Raw genomic sequence first — 17,304 nt, forward strand, 5'->3', positions numbered from 1 at the left:
TCCCCAAGGTCTATCGACCCGCCGGACATTGTCGAGCGCTTTAGGCAGTGCGCCGCTTTTCGCCCGCACGTCGAGCGGTTAGGCTGGTGAAAACGAACAGGGAGTGGAGCGAATGATCGACCGGCGAACCATCTTGGGGGCGGGCATTGCGCTGCCGGTGGCGGCGAAGGCGGCAGCGGTCCAGCCGGTTTCGACCGGCGAACGCCTCACCCCCTGGCCGCCGCGCGAACATTTCCGCCTGTGGCCCGGCAAGGCACCCGGCGCGCGGGCGACCTTGCCGACCTATGCCCCGTCGATGAACGGGCGGCCCGAGATGCGCGAGCTGTGGTTGCGCGGCGTGTCCGATCCGGTCGTCGGGGTGTTCCGGCCGGCCCGGCCCAACGGCACCGCCGTCCTGTCGATCCCCGGTGGCGGATACGGCTTCGTCTCGATCGAGAATGAGGGGATCGACGTTGCGAAGGCGCTGAACCCCGCCGGCATCACCGTCTTCGCGCTCGCCTATCGCCTGCCCGGCGAAGGGTGGGACAATCAGCAGGACGTCCCGCTACAGGATGCCCAGCGCGCGATGCGCCTGATCCGCGCCAATGCCGCGCGCTACGGCATCGACCCGGCAAAGCTCGGCATCTGCGGCTTTTCGGCAGGCGGGCACCTCGCGGGATCGCTGACGGTTGCGCATGACGATCCGGTCTACGCCCCCATCGACGCCGCCGACCGCCAATCCGCACGACCGGCGTTCAGCGGCCTCGTCTATCCCGTCACCAACATCGCCGCGATGGACCGTGGTGGCCCCGGCCGGCCCGATGGCCCGATGACCGTCTATCGCCGCTACAATATCCCCGCACGCGTAACCGCACAGACCCCGCCGGTCTTCCTCGCCCATTCGGTCGACGACCCCGTCGTTCCCCTCGACCAGTCGCTGGAAATGCTAGCCGCCTGCCGCCGGGCAAAGGTGCCGGTGGAAGCGCATCTGTTCGAACGCGGCGGCCATGGCTGGGGCGCACAGCACTCGCCGATCGACAGCCCGCAGCGGCTGTGGACCGACCTGTTCCGCCGCTGGATCGGGGAGCGGGGATAGGACGTTCCCAAATCCCTACCCGCTGACGTCACCCCAGCAAGCGGCCCGACCGTAACCCCAGCGAAGGCTGGGGTCTCCCCGTGATAGCGCGGTACAGGAGCCGCGAGAGACCCCAGCCTGTGCTGGGGCGACGTTCGTTGAGAGGGTCGATAACGCCACCCGAAAATAGCGCCCAAGCGTGAACCTCAGACCTAAGCAAACAGCCGCCGGGCACTGCGCTCCAGCATCACCAGCTGCCACAGCGTCCGGCCATGCTCGGCCCGGCCCGAGCGATGCTCCGCCGCCAGCCGCTCGACGGCATGGGGATCGAACCAGGTCGCCAGTACCGGCGACCGCGCCAGCCCCGCCGCTTCATCCGCCAGCGCGCCCCGGAACCACGCACTGACCGGCGTGACGAACCCCATTTTCGGCCGGTACAATATCTCACGCGGCAACCACGGCTCCAGCGCCTTCTTCATCAGCCACTTGCCCTCGCCCCCGCGCAGCCGCAGCTTCGCCGGCAAGGTCGCGCAAAACTCGATCAGCCGGTGGTCGAGCAACGGCTCGCGCGCCTCCAGCGCCACCGCCATGCTGGTCCGGTCGACCTTGGTCAGGATATCGCCCGGCAGCCAATGCCGGAAATCGGCATATTGCGCCCGGTCCAGCGCATCGCGCGCCGGCGCCTGCCGCATCGCCGCGACATAGCGTTCCTCACCGCGATAGCCGCCCAGCTGCCGCGCCATCGCCGCCCCGTACAGCCCCTGCCGCACCGCCGGCGTCGTCACGCCGACCGCCTGCGCATAAGCCTCGTCACCATCCTGTGCGAGCGCCAGCAACGTCGTCTTGGCGCGGAACGGGCGGGGTGCCCAGTCGGCCTTGGGATAGACATCGCCCAGCGCGCCGAACACCGGCTCGCGCAACCCCGCCGGCAACAGCGCGCGGACCCGCTCCTCCGCTGCATGGAATTTGTAGCGGCGATATCCCGCCAGCGCCTCGTCCGCGCCATCGCCCGACAGTGCGACGGTCACCCGCTCGCGCGCCAGTGCGCAGACCTGATAGGTCGCCAGCGCCGACGCATCGGCAAAGGGTTCGTCGAACGCCCCGACCAGCGTATCGATCAGGCCGAAATCGTCCGACCGGACCGTCCGCACCGCATGGTCGGTCGCAAAGCGCCCCGCCACCAGCCCCGCCGGCCCGCGCTCGTCATGGCCCGCTTCCTCGAACCCGATGGTGCAGGTCTGCACCGGCGACTTGCTCGTCTCCGCCATCAGCGCGACGACCGCCGACGAATCGACCCCGCCCGACAGGAACGCCCCCAGCGGCACGTCGGCGACCATCCGCGACCGCACGCCCTCGCGCATCCGCTCGACCAGTTCGGCCTGCAGGTCGCGCGTGCTGCCCTTGGCCCGCTTCGAAAAGTCGACGTCCCACCACCGGACCGGCTGCGGCACGCCGCGTCCGCGTTCGATCAACAGGAAATGACCGGCCGGCAGCTTCTGCACCCCCGCGACGATACAGGCGTCATCGGGCACATAGCCGAGCGCCATATAATCCTCGATCGCCGCCACGTCGGGCGTGCGCCGCACCAGCGGATGGGCGAGCAGCCCTTTCAGCTCCGACGCGAATGCCACCGCCCCGTCGCCCAGCTCGACATAATGGAGCGGCTTCACCCCCATCCGGTCGCGGGCGAGGAACAGCGCCTGCCGCCCCGCATCATGGATGGCGAACGCGAACATGCCGTTCAGCCGCGCCAGCATGTCCGGCCCCCATGCGACCCAGGCATGGAGCAGCACCTCGGTATCGCCCTGCGTGCGGAACACCGCGCCCTCGTCCTGCAACTCACGACGCAGTTCGGCGAAGTTGTAGATTTCGCCGTTGAAGCTGATGACGACCTGCTCGCCCGGCAGCGCCATCGGCTGCGGGCTACCCGCGACATCGATGATCGACAGCCGCCGATGGCCCAGCCCCACGCCGGGCGCCATCCACACGCCGGAGCCATCGGGGCCGCGATGCGCCTGCACATCGGTCATCGCCGCGATCCGCGCCGGATCGACCGGCTTGGGTTGGGCACTGTGATAGAGGCCGGCGATCCCGCACATTCTACTACATCCCCGCCGCGCGGTCGGCGATCACATCGACCGGCCCCGCCGCCTTCAGGAAATCGGCAATCGCCGCCCGTGGATCATTCCCGTCCTTGCGTGCCGACAGCAGCACCGCGACGCCCCGCTGCGGTCCGCCGAGCAGCTTCGTCTTCAGCGTCTCCCACTTCACCCGGTCCGCGCTGCCGGTCGTGACCGATCCGATGCGATACCAGGTTGCGACCTCGCGCTCGACCGGGCCGGGTGCCGCCATGCGCAGCGACGCGCCGCCCGCGATCGGCGCGGTATCGGCGATCCGTACCCAGCGGTCGTTCTCACGGATCGCGCCTGTTCCGAACCCTACCAATTCATGTCCCTCGCCCTGCGAACCATAGACCGCGACGATCATGTCGACGCTGCGGCCCCGCCCATCCCCATAGCGTCCGATCAGGAAATGGTCAGCGCCCGGAAAATTGGGAACCCATGGCTCGCCATCGACGGCCACCCGGTGCCATCCCGGCACGACCGGCAATTCGATCCGTGCCGGCAGTGCCTGTGCCCGCCGGTCGACGATCCAGCCCCATCCGGCAAAGCCGACCGCCACCGCCAGCACCGCCGCCGCCGCCAGCGACCGGTCGGCGACGCGCATCGGCATAGCCTGTACGCTTGCTACATCGAACCACGCCGCATCGGGATCGCGGTCGAACCAGCGCCACCCGATCGCCAGCACGCCCGCCATGGTCAGAGCGAAGAAGACCCAGCCATAGACGATATGGTCGAACCCCGTCGCCGCCTCGACCGAGGTCAGGTGCGCGGCATAGATGGTGCCCGCCGCCCGGATGCCGTTGGCGATGACCGGCACGACCAGCGCCACGGCCATGAACGCCACCCGCCGCCCCCACGCGACGTAGCAGACATTGGCGACCAGCGTGCCGTACGCGACCATCGCGATCACGAACTTCGACCCCGAACACGCCTCCGCCACTTCGAAATAGCCGTTGGGAATGGTGATCAGGACCCCGTCCACCGCCGCCGGCACGCCGAGCAGATGGAGCAAAGGCATCGTCAGCGACACCGTCGCCGATTGCAGCCACGGCTCTAGGAAATCGCCGAACGGCACCAGAAAGACCATATAGGCCAGCGGAAACGCGATGCCGCGCGCCACCCGCGCGCCGAGCAGCGTGACCAACGCCCCCTGCAACATCGCGACCAGCCCGACATGGCGGAACAGCGCGACCGCCGCCGCCTCCCCGATCAGCCATGTCGCTCCCCCACCCGCGACGATGGCGAGGCCGGGCCACCACGCCTGCGGCGTCAGCTGCGCCAGCTCCCGCCGCCGTTGCCACACCAGCCAGCCGATGATCGGCGGCACGAACAGGCAATGGCCGTAGGTGGTCGAATTCCACCAGATATCGACCATGTCGGCCGCGTCACGGTGAAAGATCGCCAGCAACGCCGCCCAGATACCACCGAGCGCCGACAGCGCCCGCCGCCATGCAGGATCCGTCGTCAAGCCAGGCTGTTCGAGCGCCACGCTGGTCATGCCAGCCCAAGCAATCCGGCGAGCGGCGCGAGCCGGGCGTCCCAGCCATAGCGCTCCACCGTCCGCGCCCGCGCCGCCTGCCCCAGCGTGTTCGCCGCGACCGGATCGTCCAGCAGCGCCTGCACCTCATGCGCGAACCCCGCCGCATCACCCGCCACGCGGATCGTGCCGCGATGGTCGATCCCCTCCGCCGCCGCGACCGATGCGACCACCGGCCGCGCCATCGCCATCGCCTCCAGCACCTTGTTCTGGATACCGCGCGCCAGCAGCAGCGGCGCGACCACCACCGAAGCCGCCGCGATCCAGCCGCGCACATCGGCGACTTCCCCGGTCACGACCACCCGCTCGCCCGCCAGTGCCCGGACGGCGGCGGTCGGACTCCGCCCTACGATCGCGAAGCGCGCCGCCGGGATCGATGGCAGCACCTCGGCGGCGAACCAGCGCACCGCCTCGACATTCGGTCGGTAATCCATCTGCCCGGTAAAGACGATCAGCGGTCCGTCGGCTGCGACCGGCACCGCCTGCGCCGGGTCGAAAAAGGCGGTGTCGATCCCGTTCTCGATCGCGACCACCCGGTCCGCCCCGGACGTCCGCCGGAACAACGCCGCCTCGGCCTCGCTCACCAGCAACGACGCCCGCGCCCGCCCCGCCACCGCCGCCTCGAACGCCGCGAGCCTGCGCGCCTCGCGCCGCATCATCCAGCGCATCGGCCCCGTCGCATCCTCGGCATAGGCCGCGAACTTCGCCGAATCCATATCGACGAAATCCATCACGAACGGCAGGTCGGCCGGCAGATACTGTGCCATCTGCCCCGAATAGACATAGACCGCGTCATACCGCCACGCCGCCAGCAGTTCGGCGACCTTCACGCGCATCGGCGCAGCATCGAACGCCGCCTCCGACACCGTGCGTCCGCCCGCCAGCGCCTCGAGCGCCGCCCGCGCATTGCCCTTGGTCCGGGGCAGCACCGCGACGCTCGCGCACCATTGCGACAGCGCATCCTCATGCCCCATGTCGCGCGGATCGTCGGCGAACGTCGCCAGATGCACCCGCCCCAATCGGCTCAGATGGCGCATCACATGATGGCTGCGGACCTTGTCGCCACGGTCGGGGGGATAGGGGACGCGGTGGGCGAGGAACAGGATGTCGCTCACCCCAGCCCCTTTGCGATGAACGGCCCGATACGATTGGCGACGGCGACCGGCAGCTTCTGCCACGCCGCGATCTTCATCCGGTATTTGGGGTTGAGCGGGCTGGCGTCGCGCGGTGCGGCGCCATCGGCGGTCCAGGTCGGATAGCCGAGCGGCTCGCCGACGAACCCCCAATTCTTCTTGTACGCCGCAGGTCCCGTGCCGACCTTGGACCGCCCGAAATCGAACGCGGTACAGCCTTTGCCACGGGCATGGCGCATCAGTTCGAAATACATCCGCTCGTTCGCGCGCAAGCCCCGCGCCGCCGTCGTACCGCCACCCCAATAGGGATAGACCGTGCCCCGCCAATAGACCGACAGCACGCTCGCCACCGCCTGCCCGCCGTGGCGCACGGTCAGCACATCGGCATCCTCGCCGAAGCGCGCGATCACCTGTTCGAACAACGCTTTCGGAAAGACCGGCGTGCCGAGATTGCGCACTGATGTGCCATAGACCCGGAAATGCTCGGCCAGCGCCGCGCGGTCGCGGCCGATCGCGATCTCGAACGGCTCGGCCAGCGCCTTGCGCACATCCGCCCGCTGCTTGCGCGGGATCGCCAGTAATTCGGCGTCATCATCCGCCGCCAGCGGCCGCACGAACCCGACATAGCGCGTATCGTCCCACGTCCAGCCGGCCCCCTCGATCGGCACGCCGCCGCGCATCTCGATCGTGGGGCATTGCAGCGCGCGCGCCACCTCGACCGCCTCCGCCGCCAGCGCTTCGCCTGCAGCCAGATCGGACGCCAGCACTCCACCGCCGACCCCGAACCCGGTCGACACCAGCGCCGCACCGAACAGCGGCGAGCGGACATGGGTCAACGGCACGATGCCCAGCAATTCCCCGCCGGCCTCCGCCACCAGCATCCGAAATGCCTGTCCGCATCCGGCGGCCGTCGCCTCACCCCACACCGGCAAGTGAAACGGCGTGCCCTGGGGATGCGCCGCGACGAACGCCTCGATCGCCGCCCGCTCCGCCGGATCGGCCAGATCGGCCCGCCGGACCCCGGTCACAACGAGCCCGCGCGCTCGGCGACGATGCGGTCGGCCCGGTCCCAGTCATGGTTCGCCATCAGCCGTTCGAGCTTCCCCGCCATCGCGCCCAGCCGCGAATAATGCCGGACCTTCGACTTCAGCGGCGCATTCCTTACCCGCGGCTGACCGGGATCGATCTCCCACGGATGGAAATAGAACATCGCCGGATGCGCTTCCGCGCCGTTGCTGCGCACCACCGCATCCTCGACCACGCGGTTCGGCAGGAGACGGAAAAAGCCCCCGCCCGCCGACACTTCGCGCCCCAGCACCTTCGCCAGCGTGATCGGCCATTCGATCAGGTCGCTGCCGACAACCGGCCGATGCAGCACCCGTGGCGCATCCACCCAGCCATAATGGTCGTGGGCGATCGGCGCTACGGACGAAGAATAGGCATAGCCCTCCTCCGCCAGCACCGCGTGCGCCCACGGCGTTCGCCGGTCGATCGAAAAGCTCGGCGCGCGATAGCCGGTCACCGCCTGCCCCCCGGCATCCTCCAGCGCGGCCCGCGCCTGCTTCAGGTCGGCGCGAAACTGCTCGGCGGTAAAGGTGAAGACCCGCTTATGGTCCCAGCCATGGCTCGCCAGTTCATGCCCGCCGGCAACGATCCGCCGCATCAGCGCGGGAAAGCGATGCGCGACCCAGCCGAGCGTGAAGAAGGTCGCCTTGACCCCGCTTTTCGCGAACAGGTCCAGCACCGCGTCGGTATTCGCCTCAACCCTGCATTCGAGCGCGTCCCACTCGCCCCGGTCGATCACCGTCTCGAACGCACCGACCTGGAACCAGTCCTCGACATCGACCGACATCGCGTTGCGCATGGGGGCAGGCACCGTCCTTTCAGCCGGCGGCGCGGATCGATGACAGGTCGGGGCGGCGCTGTTCGCCCTCCACCCAATCGACCAGCAGCGTCAGCACCCGGCGCAACGCCGCATCCTGTTCCTCCAGCCGATCCTCCAGCGCCGCGATCCGCGCGACCAGCGCGTCGCGATCGGCCGTATCGACCGGTGCATCGGCGGCAGGGGCGCCCCGGCGCGCCGCATCGACCACCGACAGGTGGATCGGGCGCGGCGGCATCGGCGGCGGGGGCGGAGTCATCGGCAACGGATCAGCATCGACCACCGGCGTCGCCTCGGCGACCGGCGCGGCTTCGACCCGGTCGGCGGCCGGGGCCGTCGCGCCCATGCCGTCCCCGTCGAGGTCCTCGATCACCTGTTCGACGTCCAGCGACCCGAACCGTTCGATCTGCTCGATCGCCCCATAGAGCAGCACGCGGCTGGCCAGCTGGTTCAACCGGCGCGGCACGCCGCCCGACCAGCGGTGCAGCGCGGCCAGCGCATCCATGCTGAAGCTGGGGCTACCGGTCCATCCGACCACGCCCAGGCGATGTTCGAGATACGGCCCGACCTCCTCGACGCCCATCGGGTCGAGGTGGTGCATCGCGATCACCCGCTGGCGCAGCTGTTCCAGCCGGTCCGACCCGTGCAGCCGCTGGCGGAACTCCGGCTGGCCCAGCAGGAAAATCTGCAGCAGCGCATAGCCCCCTGCCTGGAAATTCGACAGCATCCGCAATTCTTCGATCGACCCGACCGGCAGCGACTGCGCCTCGTCGATCACCAGCAGCGTGCGCCGCCCCGAGCGCGCGACATTGTGCAGGCCCCGCTCGATCCCTTCGAGCAGCTGCGCCTTGGTCAGCCCGTGATGGTCGACGTCGAGGCCCGCCGCGACCAGTCGCAACAGGTCGTCCGCGTCGATCTGCGTCGTCACGATGCGGATGACGTTCAGCCGTTCGGGATCGATCGTCTGCATCAGATGGCCGAGCAGCGTCGTCTTGCCCGTGCCGGGATCGCCGGTGATGACGATGAAGCCTTCGCCCTGGCTCAACCCATAGCCCAGATACGCCATCGCCTTGCGATGGGTGGCGGTGTCGAACCAGAAGGCCGGATCGGGCGTCAGCTGGAACGGGCGACCGGTCAGGCCATAATGATTGTCGTACATCATCGTCTCCAATGGAGGGCTTGTACCCGCCAATCGGTTGAATGTTCGTTTATTTCAGGGCGAATTTACCCTGATCCGCCCCCGGCCGGTAGGGGTGCGTGATGGAACGGCTGGCCCTTCCTTCTCGTCACCCCGGGCTTGACCCGGGGTCCCGCTTCTCCGGTGCGTCCCGAGCGTGACGGACGCCCTAAAGCCGATCGAAACTGAACGCCCATCGTAAATCCTCGTCATTCCCGCGCAGGCGGGAATCCATAGCCGCTGACGTTTCAGCTGGATTCGTGAAGCCGGCGTTTATGGACTCCCGCCTGCGCGGGAGTGACGATGGGGAGGGAGCGGTTAATCAAGAAGCTGAACGTCGATAGTCCCTAGAACCGGAACCCCACCGCCAGCAACGCCTGCGCGATCAAATCCGACTGGCTGCGCTCGACATCGAAGCCGTACACCCCGGCCGTCAGACTGCCATAGGCGCGGCCGAAGCTGCGATAATAGCCGCCCTGCGCGCCGCCGCCCCATGCGTCCAGCCCGCCTTCGATCCCGCTGGCGAAGTAATTCGCATACAGGTCGGCGCTGACCGACGACCGGCTGTCGAGCGCCCATTGGCCGAAGCCCTGGACGTAATAGCTTTCGTCCTGCGAGCGATAGATGACCGCCCCCGGCACCGGCGGGATATAGAATCGCCGGCTGGCATAGCCCGCGCCCAGCCCCAGGCGGGTAGGACCACGCGTGATCGAATAGACCGCATCGATCCCGCGCGCGCGGAACGTCGCGGCGCTGACCGACTGGAACACCGGCGTCAGGCAGCCGCCGGCATTCGACGCGCCTTCAGGCGTCACGCCGCCACCGAACACGCACCCGCCATAGCGCGCGCCGAACGGGTCCTCGCCACCGATATAGTTGATCGGCAGCTGCGCCAGCGATCCGGTCAACTGCCGGCCAAAGGTCGTCACGCTGTCATACACGCCGACCTGCACCGCCGATGCCGGGCTGACCTGCCATTGCAGCGACCCGGTATAGCTCATCGATCCGTAGCGCCGCCCCAGCCGCGCCTCCAGCGCGGTGCGGGGGCTGGGCCGCCACAATACGCCCGCGTCCCAGATGATGCCGTCGATGTCATAGGCGATGCGCGGTGCCGACGCCGGATCGGTCACGAACCGCCCCGCCCCGTCCAGTACCGGATTGTTCTGCGCATCGAGCAGCGGATCGCGCTGCGTCACCTCGATCTTTTCATAACCGACGCCGCCGACCGCGGCGATGGTCGGCGTGATCGGCAATACCGCGTCGACCCGGCCATAGGCACCTTCGAACTTCTGGTCGAGCTGCCCCGCATCCTCGCGCAGCCACGCGCCCGATACGGTAAAGCCGATCGGCAACAGCGTGCCCGCGCGCGTACCCGCGCTGCCCATCACCAGATGGCTGGTCGCCTCGTCATAATAATCCAGCCGCCGCTGTCCCGGTGCCAGGTCGATGACGCCGGGCGTCTCCGCGTTCACATAGCCGAATTGATAGGTGCCGTTGACCGCGAACGGCCCGACGCGGGTGTTGATGCTCGGCCCCGCATACAGGCCATAGACCTGCGCGGTATTGATGTTGCTGGCATTCACCAGCGGCCCGAACCCGCCGCCGCGCGTATCGCCCTGCGCCCGCGTCGCGATCGCGCCGCCTTCCAGGTTCAGCCAGCGGGTGATCTGCACATTGGCGCGCGCCAGCCCCGAATGGACCTCGCCGCTGCCGAAATTATCGCCCCAGTCGATCAGCCGCTGATATTGGTAATTCGCCTGGACCTGCACCCGCTGCGTCGTGACCGTCGCATCGACCCCGGCGGTCAGCTGGGTATAGGTCACGACATCGCCATCGTTCAGGTCGGCGAGCAGCACCTGCCCCGCCTCGACATATGGCGAGATTTCGATGCGCTGCGCCAGCGCCGGACTTGCCGTCGCCACGACGACGACCGGGACAGCCAGCCAGCGCATCAGTCCTGTTCCTGCCCATAATAGCCGAAGCGCGCACCGTCCGCGCGATAGGTCGTCGCGTTCAGCAGCAGCTGGATATCGTCGCATCCATCCAGCAACGCGACCGCCTCGCGCAGGTCCGATTCGCTGCTGCGGTCGGCGCGGACGACCAGCACCGTCTGCCCGACCAGCGACGCCAGCACGGCGGCGGGCGATGCGGCGAGCGCGGGCGGCGAATCGAAGATGACGATCCGGTCGGGATCGGCGGTCAGCAACCGTTGCAGCACGTCCTGCGCATGGTCGCTGCGCAACAATTCGGTGTCGGCATGGGTCCGCTTGCCGGCCGGCAGCACCGACAGTTGCGGCACGTCGGTCGGGATCACCAGCGACTCGACATCGATCGCCGGATCGCCCAGCGCGTCGAGCAGCCCCTTGCCCGCCGGCAGGCCCAGCCGGTCGAGAATATCGGGCTTGGGGAAATCGGCATCGACCAGCAAAATCTGCAGGTCGCGTTCGGCCGCCAGTGACAAAGCGAGGTTGATCGCGCAGAACGTCTTGCCGTCGCCCGGCTGCGCCGAACATACCAGGATCATGCGGGCGGCCTGCGGGTCGCGCTTCTCGACATCGGCGGCGGTGGTCAGCAGCTGGCGCTTCACCAGCCGGAACTCCTCGGCCAGCGCGGTCACCGGACCACCGGGCACCAGCATCCCCGCCTCGGCCAGCATATCGCGATCGATCCGTGCCGGCTCGACCGGGCGGATGCGGGCGGGAGGCATCTTGCGCGGCTGTGCCTTCGCGGCCGGGGCGGCGACGGCCGGCGGCGGTGGCGCGGGCGGCAGGTCGGGCATGGCGACCGGCGGCAGTTCGGGCTTCGGCCCCAGCTGCCAGCGATCCGCCGCGCGCTCCAGCAACGAAGCGCGCATGGCCCGGTGCGATTGGTCGTTCACCTTGTCATCCCCGTTCACGCCACCAGCCCGCGCTGGGCGAATTCCAGCCCCAGCAGCAGCACGAATGCCGCCACCAGCGCGCCTGCGCCACCCGCGAACAACTTCAACCGCCGCTTGCGTTCGTCGCGAACCGCCTCGGTCACCACCTCGCCGATCGATCCCAGCACCGGCATGCCGCTGATCTTCTCCAGCTTCTGTGCGGTTGCGAAGCTCGTCTTCAACTTGCTCAGCGCGAACGCCAGCGCGACACCCGCGCCGATGCCGACGACCAGCACGCCCAGCAACAGCAACGGCCGGTTCGGCGCGGTGGGCTTGCTGGGTTGGGTGGGGGGATCGATCACGTTGAACTGTACCGCATCGGTATCGGTCTGCACACTGCTGCGCAGCCGCACCTGTTCGCGGTCCTGGAACAGCGCATCATATTGCTGCTTGAGCGACGCGATGTCGCGGTCGAGCTGCGACTGCTGCGCCGCTGCCTGCGGGTCGGCCGAAATCTTCGCCTGCAACCCGTTCAGCTGGCCTTCGATCTGGTTCTTGCGCTGCTGCAATTCCGCGACCCGCGCCTGCCGGTCGGCCTGCGTGGCGCGCAGTTGCAGGTAGAAGGGGTTGGGCGATGCCGCCGTGCCGCCGCTCACGCCACCGCCCTCGCCGCGTGCCGCCGCCCGCGCGGACGCCAGCTGGCGATTGAGCGCGACCATATCGGGATGCTGGTCGGTCCAGCCGCGGCTGCGCCCCTCGGCGATCTGCCCCTCGATCGCGTTCAGCCGCGCCCGTGCCGGCCCGACCAACGCCGTCCCCGCCGTCCCCGGCAGCGTCGCGGCGGTCCCCGCCATCTGCGCATTGGCCGCATTCAGGCTGGTCTGCGCCGCCGCCAGATCGCCATCGATCTGCGCCAGTTCGCTGCGCGCGTTCGACATGCGATCGTCGAGCGATCCCGTCCCCGGCAGCATCGCCATATATTGCGCCTGGAACGCCTGCCGCCGTGCCTCGGCATCTGCCAGCTGCTTCTGCCGCTGCAACAGCTGCTGGTCGAGGAAACGCAGCGACTGCACCGTCGCATCGCGGTCGCTGGCAAGGTTGTCCTGCACGAAGATGTCGATCATCTTCTGCACGACCTCGCGCGCCACCTTCGGATTGCCCGACGTCGCCGAAATCTCGAACAGATTGTCCTGCTGCTGCGTCAGCTTGATCGCATTCTGCAACGATGCGATCCGGTCCGCGACGTCGCGGTCGTTGGCGACCGTATCGTTGAGCGAGGTACCGCGCACGACCTTTTCGAGGTTCACCGCCGACGTCAGCGTCTGGCGGATACGGTCGATATTCTTCGCCTGGTCGTTCTGGGCGACCGCCGCCTCGGCGCCGGGCAGCACCTGCCGCATCTGCACCATGACCCGTGCGGTCGACTGATAGCTGTTGGGAATCTGGCTCACCGCCAGCCAACCGGCGAGGCACACGACCCATGCGACCGCCAGCGCGATCCAGCGCCGCTGCCAGATCGCGTGGAGGATCAGCTTCAGCTCGTCATACAGCCCGTCCATCTTAGAACATGCTCTCTGGAATGATGATGACGTCGCCCGGCTGCAGCTTCACGTTCGCGCTGGCATCGCCGTTCTTGAGCAGGCTGGAGATGCGCAGCCCGAATTCCGACTGCTTGCCCGTTGCCCGGTCGTACCGCACCAGCCGCGCGCGGTTGCCCGACGCGTACTGGTTCAGCCCCCCGACCGCGATCATCGCGTCGAGCAGCGTCATGTTGGCGCGGTACGGCAGCGACGCAGGCTTCTCCGTCGCCCCCACCACGCGGACCTGCTGGCTGAACGTGCCGGAGAAATTCTCGACGATGACCGATACCAGCGGGTCCTTCACATATTCGCCCAGCGCCAGCTTCAGGTCGTCGGCCAGCATCGCCGGCGTCTTGCCGGTGGCGGGCATGTCGTTGATGAGCGGCGTGGTGATCCGCCCGTCGGGGCGCACCTGCACCTTGGTCGACAGTTCGGGATTGCGCCATACGAAGATGCTCAGCTGGTCGAGCGGCCCGATGACATAGGCCTCGCCCGGTGCCTCCTTCGCCTGCACGAACGGCGCGGGCGGCAATTCGGGGCGCGTCGCCCCTCCGGCGCACCCGCCGAGCAGGGCCGTCAGCGCAACACCCGTTCCCAAACCATGCCAGCGACGCATTACCATACCTCGTTCCGAACGAGCGCAGCCGTGAGCGGACTACGCAGGACTTCCCCTGCTATGCGGACAAAGGGGTAAAGATAGGGTTGAGTATAGCGGCAATTCCCCCGCCCCGCACCCCGCAAGCCGTACGGATCATTCAGTCCCGCGATGGGACAAACAGCTCGCGCGCTGGCGGATGGCCGAGGAACGCCGCCGGGCTGGCCGTCGCGCCATAGGCGCCCGCCTGGAACAGCACGATCACATCCCCGACCGCGACGGGGGGCAGCGCCACCCGGTCCGCCAGCCGGTCGAGCGGGGTGCAGAGGCACCCGACGACCGAAGCGGTCATCACCGGCGCGGCGTCCATCCGCCCGGCCACCGCCACCGGATAGTTGCGGCGGACCACCGTCCCGAAATTGCCGCTGGCCGCCAGTTGATGGTGCAACCCGCCATCGACCACGACGAAGGTCTCGCCGCCGCTCTCCTTCACATCGACGACGCGGGTGCAATAGACGCCCGCCTCGCCGACCAGCCAGCGGCCCAGTTCGACCGCGAAACCGGTCTGGGCCAGCACCGCCGCCCGCCGGTCGAGCGCCTCGCCCAGCGCCCGTCCGACGCCCTCGACATCCACGGCCAAGTCCCCCGCGAAATAGGGGATACCGAACCCGCCGCCCAGGTTGACGAACGCCGGCACCGCGCCCGCCTTCTCCGCCAATCGCTCGGCCAGCGCCAGCGTCGCCGCCTGCGCCTCGATAATCGCCGCGCTGTCGAGCGTCTGCGATCCGGCAAAGATATGGAAGCCATGCCAGTCCGCGCCGCTCGCGACCAGCCGCCGCACCAGCGCCGGCACCCGCACCGCATCCACGCCGAACGGCGACGCGCGCCCGCCCATCCGCATCCCCGACCCGCGCAGTTCGAAATCCGGGTTCACCCGCACGGCGATGCGCGGGGTCAGTCCCAACCGGTCGCCGATCGCCACCGCCCGGTCGGCCTCGCCCTCCGATTCGACATGCAGTGTCGCGCCCGCGGTAATTGCCGCCGCCAGTTCGTCGTCGCGCTTGCCCGGCCCGGCAAAGCTGATCGCCGCCGCCGGCTTGACCGTCAGCGCCTTGGCCAGCTCGCCGCCAGATGCCACGTCCAGCCCGTCGACCAGGCCGGCCATCGCGGTCAGGACGTCGGGATGCGGATTGGCCTTGATTGCATAATGCACGCGGACCTGCGCCGGCAGCGCCGCCCGCAGCCGCGCGACCCGCGCCGCCATCGCCGCGCCGTCATACAGGAATGCCGGCGTATCGCCTGCCCGTTCCAGCGACTCGGCGAAATCGACGCCGCCGACCGTCAGCCGCGACTGTCCGGCAAAATCCGCCGGGATCGGCCCGACCGGCTTCATGCCTGCACCGCCCGTTGCGCCAGCGCCCGCACCGCGACCCGGTCGAGCTTGCCGTTCGCATTGCGCGGCAGGGCATCGATCCAGACATAGTGCGACGGCTGCTGGAAACTGGGCAGGTCGCGCCGCAACCGCGCCCGTACGGCTGCCTCGGCATCCTCGACCAGCGCGCGTGCGACCACGGTGATCGCCTGCCCCTGCCGTTCGTCGGGCAGGCCGACTGCGATCGCCTCCGCCACTTCGCCGCCCGCCAGCACCGCTTCCTCCACTTCGGTCGGGCTGATCCGGTTGCCCGCCACCTTCATCATCTCGTCATCGCGCCCGACGAAGCGCAGCAGCCCGTCGCTGCCCAGCGCCACCGTATCGCCGGACCACACCGCCATGCCGCCGCTCTCCATCCAGCCGGGCGCGGGCCGGAACCGCACGGCGGTCCGTTCGGCATCCCGCCAATATCCCTGCGCCACCAGCGGCCCGGCATGGACCAGTTCGCCCGGCTCGTCCTTCTCCGCGCGGCTGCCATCGGCGCGCACCACCGCCACCTCGGCAAAGGGGATCGCCGCCCCGATCGCATCGGGGTTCGCGTCGATCCGTTCGGGCAGGAGATAGGTCGACCGGAACGCCTCGGTCAGGCCGTACATCGCATAGAGGTCCGCGCCCGCGAACCGTTCGCGCAACGCCCGCACCATGCGCGGGGTCAGCGCCCCGCCCGAATTGGTCAGCCGCTGCAACCGCGCCGCCGTTTCCGCCGGCCATGCCGCCTCCAGCAACTGCGTCCAGAGCGGCGGCACGCCGGCCAGCGTCGTCACCTCGAACCGCTCGACCGCCTTCACCACGTCTCGCGCGGTGAGGTAATCGAGCGGCACCACCGCCCCGCCCGCAACCCAGGTCGAAAACAGCTGGTTCTGTCCGTAATCGAAGCTGAGCGGCAGCACCGCCAGCACCCGGTCGTCGCGGGTCAGTTTCAGATATTGCGTGACCGACACCGCCCCCAGCCACAGATTGGCATGGGACAGCATCACCCCCTTGGGCCGCCCGGTCGACCCGGAGGTATAGAGGATCGCGGCCAATGCGGTCGGATTGCGTTCCGCCGCCGCCACGGGATCGCCCTGCGGCGCTTCGGTCAGCACGCGGCATCCCTCCGGCACATCCCCCGGCTCCAGCGCCGCGACCCGCGCCGCCTGCGTCACCAGCACCACTGCCCCGCTGTCCGACAGGATATGCGCCACCTGCGCCCGTTTCAGCGACGGGTTGACCGGCACATGCACCAGCCCCGCCCGCGCCGCCGCCAGCGGCATCAGGCACGCGGTCCGCGTCTTCGGCAACCACGTCGCCACTCGCGCGCCCGGTTCGAGGCCCAGCGCCCGCAACCCGCCCGCCATCAGCGCGACAGCGGACTCCAATTCGGCAAAGGTCAGCGCCCCGTCCCGGTCGATCAGCGCCGCATCCTGCGCCCTGCCCAGCGAAGGAAGATGATCGATCGTCCGGGCGGGCGGAATGTCCATCGTCACCCCCTAGCGCCGATCCCTCGGCAGATACAGGGGGCGACGCGATCCCCCCACCGCCCACGCCATCCCTCGTTCAACTTACTGTCCCAGGTCGGCCGAGAGGGTGCAGACCTCACCCCCACGTCACTCCAGGCTTGACGCGTAACGGGTACGCTTCAGCACCATGTCGGCGCTGTCCTTCCCGTCACCCCGGGCTTGACCCGGGGTCCCGCTTTTTCCGCCGCCAGAGCCAGAGCCGACCGACATTCACCGACAATCGTGCATCTCCGTCATTCCCGCGCAGGCGGGAATCCATAAACGCTGACGCCTCGACTGGATTCGCAGGCGCTGGCGCATATGGACTCCCGCCTCCGCGGGAGTGACGATGGGAATGAAGCAATCGTCCGGTGACCGCAAAGACGACCAGCCGCGTGTGAAAGCACCGCAAGCACACCTCACGACAGCTCCGCATCTGCGCGCAAAAAAGAGACC

General features: G+C 68.8%; 13 protein-coding genes. 1 reads left to right on the top strand and 12 read right to left on the bottom strand.

Translation table 11 applies throughout. The features are described 5' to 3' along the window. Positions 1-112: 112 nt before the first annotated feature. Complete coding sequence (locus tag MF609_RS06465) at positions 113-1,075, top strand: alpha/beta hydrolase (RefSeq protein WP_242415467.1); 963 nt, start codon at positions 113-115, stop codon at positions 1,073-1,075. A 191-nt stretch (positions 1,076-1,266) separates the two neighbouring features. On the opposite strand, the gene MF609_RS06470 is transcribed toward MF609_RS06465, so the two are convergent. The 12 genes from MF609_RS06470 to MF609_RS06525 form a co-directional block, all read right to left on the bottom strand. Then, the gene (locus tag MF609_RS06470) at positions 1,267-3,153 is read right to left on the bottom strand and encodes an XrtA/PEP-CTERM system amidotransferase (protein WP_242415468.1); all 1,887 of its coding nucleotides are present in this window, start codon (positions 3,151-3,153) and stop codon (positions 1,267-1,269) included. Between the two features lie 4 nt (positions 3,154-3,157). Then, positions 3,158-4,645 carry an exosortase A gene (gene xrtA, locus MF609_RS06475; RefSeq protein ID WP_336944214.1) on the bottom strand — a complete coding sequence of 496 codons (1,488 nt, stop codon included), beginning with the start codon at positions 4,643-4,645 and terminating at the stop codon, positions 3,158-3,160. Positions 4,646-4,671: 26 nt separating this feature from the next. Continuing rightward, on the bottom strand, positions 4,672-5,829 hold the full coding sequence (locus MF609_RS06480; protein ID WP_242415470.1) for a TIGR03087 family PEP-CTERM/XrtA system glycosyltransferase: 1,158 nt from the start codon (positions 5,827-5,829) through the stop codon (positions 4,672-4,674). Further along, complete coding sequence (locus tag MF609_RS06485; RefSeq protein WP_242415471.1) at positions 5,826-6,875, bottom strand: FemAB family XrtA/PEP-CTERM system-associated protein; 1,050 nt, start codon at positions 6,873-6,875, stop codon at positions 5,826-5,828. Before MF609_RS06485 ends, MF609_RS06480 begins: the two co-directional genes overlap by 4 nt. Then, a complete protein-coding gene (locus tag MF609_RS06490) occupies positions 6,872-7,711 on the bottom strand; it encodes an XrtA system polysaccharide deacetylase (protein WP_242415472.1) in 840 nt (279 codons plus the stop codon). The genes MF609_RS06485 and MF609_RS06490 overlap by 4 nt, the downstream gene beginning before the upstream one ends. A gap of 19 nt (positions 7,712-7,730) precedes the next feature. Further along, positions 7,731-8,888 carry an ExeA family protein gene (locus tag MF609_RS06495; RefSeq protein WP_242415473.1) on the bottom strand — a complete coding sequence of 386 codons (1,158 nt, stop codon included), beginning with the start codon at positions 8,886-8,888 and terminating at the stop codon, positions 7,731-7,733. A 365-nt stretch (positions 8,889-9,253) separates the two neighbouring features. Further along, the gene (locus MF609_RS06500; RefSeq protein WP_242415474.1) at positions 9,254-10,858 is read right to left on the bottom strand and encodes a hypothetical protein; all 1,605 of its coding nucleotides are present in this window, start codon (positions 10,856-10,858) and stop codon (positions 9,254-9,256) included. Further along, positions 10,858-11,760: an AAA family ATPase gene (locus MF609_RS06505; protein WP_242415475.1), complete on the bottom strand. Its 903-nt coding sequence runs from the start codon at positions 11,758-11,760 to the stop codon at positions 10,858-10,860. The genes MF609_RS06500 and MF609_RS06505 overlap by 1 nt, the downstream gene beginning before the upstream one ends. A 38-nt stretch (positions 11,761-11,798) precedes the next feature. Then, on the bottom strand, positions 11,799-13,322 hold the full coding sequence (locus MF609_RS06510) for an XrtA system polysaccharide chain length determinant (protein WP_242415476.1): 1,524 nt from the start codon (positions 13,320-13,322) through the stop codon (positions 11,799-11,801). Between the two features lies 1 nt (position 13,323). Next, entirely contained in the window at positions 13,324-13,959 is a 636-nt protein-coding gene (locus tag MF609_RS06515) for an XrtA/PEP-CTERM system exopolysaccharide export protein (protein WP_242415477.1), read from the bottom strand. A 139-nt stretch (positions 13,960-14,098) separates the two neighbouring features. After that, positions 14,099-15,331: a pyridoxal-dependent decarboxylase, exosortase A system-associated gene (locus MF609_RS06520; RefSeq protein ID WP_242415478.1), complete on the bottom strand. Its 1,233-nt coding sequence runs from the start codon at positions 15,329-15,331 to the stop codon at positions 14,099-14,101. Beyond that, complete coding sequence (locus tag MF609_RS06525) at positions 15,328-16,830, bottom strand: AMP-binding protein (protein WP_242415479.1); 1,503 nt, start codon at positions 16,828-16,830, stop codon at positions 15,328-15,330. Before MF609_RS06525 ends, MF609_RS06520 begins: the two co-directional genes overlap by 4 nt. Positions 16,831-17,304 lie beyond the last annotated feature (474 nt).

Origin of the sequence: Sphingomonas panni (assembly GCF_022664435.1) — a bacterium.
Classification (GTDB): Bacteria; Pseudomonadota; Alphaproteobacteria; order Sphingomonadales; family Sphingomonadaceae; genus Sphingomonas; species Sphingomonas panni.

Excerpts from the sequence above, each read along its gene's own strand:
- MF609_RS06465 (WP_242415467.1), top strand. The coding sequence starts at position 113 with ATGATCGACCGGCGAACCATCTTGGGGGCGGGCATTGCGCTGCCGGTG.
- MF609_RS06470 (WP_242415468.1), bottom strand. The coding sequence starts at position 3,153 with ATGTGCGGGATCGCCGGCCTCTATCACAGTGCCCAACCCAAGCCGGTC.
- MF609_RS06490 (WP_242415472.1), bottom strand. The coding sequence starts at position 7,711 with ATGCGCAACGCGATGTCGGTCGATGTCGAGGACTGGTTCCAGGTCGGT.
- MF609_RS06495 (WP_242415473.1), bottom strand. The coding sequence starts at position 8,888 with ATGTACGACAATCATTATGGCCTGACCGGTCGCCCGTTCCAGCTGACG.
- MF609_RS06500 (WP_242415474.1), bottom strand. The coding sequence starts at position 10,858 with ATGCGCTGGCTGGCTGTCCCGGTCGTCGTCGTGGCGACGGCAAGTCCG.
- MF609_RS06505 (WP_242415475.1), bottom strand. The coding sequence starts at position 11,760 with ATGCGCGCTTCGTTGCTGGAGCGCGCGGCGGATCGCTGGCAGCTGGGG.
- MF609_RS06510 (WP_242415476.1), bottom strand. The coding sequence starts at position 13,322 with ATGGACGGGCTGTATGACGAGCTGAAGCTGATCCTCCACGCGATCTGG.
- MF609_RS06515 (WP_242415477.1), bottom strand. The coding sequence starts at position 13,959 with ATGCGTCGCTGGCATGGTTTGGGAACGGGTGTTGCGCTGACGGCCCTG.
- MF609_RS06520 (WP_242415478.1), bottom strand. The coding sequence starts at position 15,331 with ATGAAGCCGGTCGGGCCGATCCCGGCGGATTTTGCCGGACAGTCGCGG.
- MF609_RS06525 (WP_242415479.1), bottom strand. The coding sequence starts at position 16,830 with ATGGACATTCCGCCCGCCCGGACGATCGATCATCTTCCTTCGCTGGGC.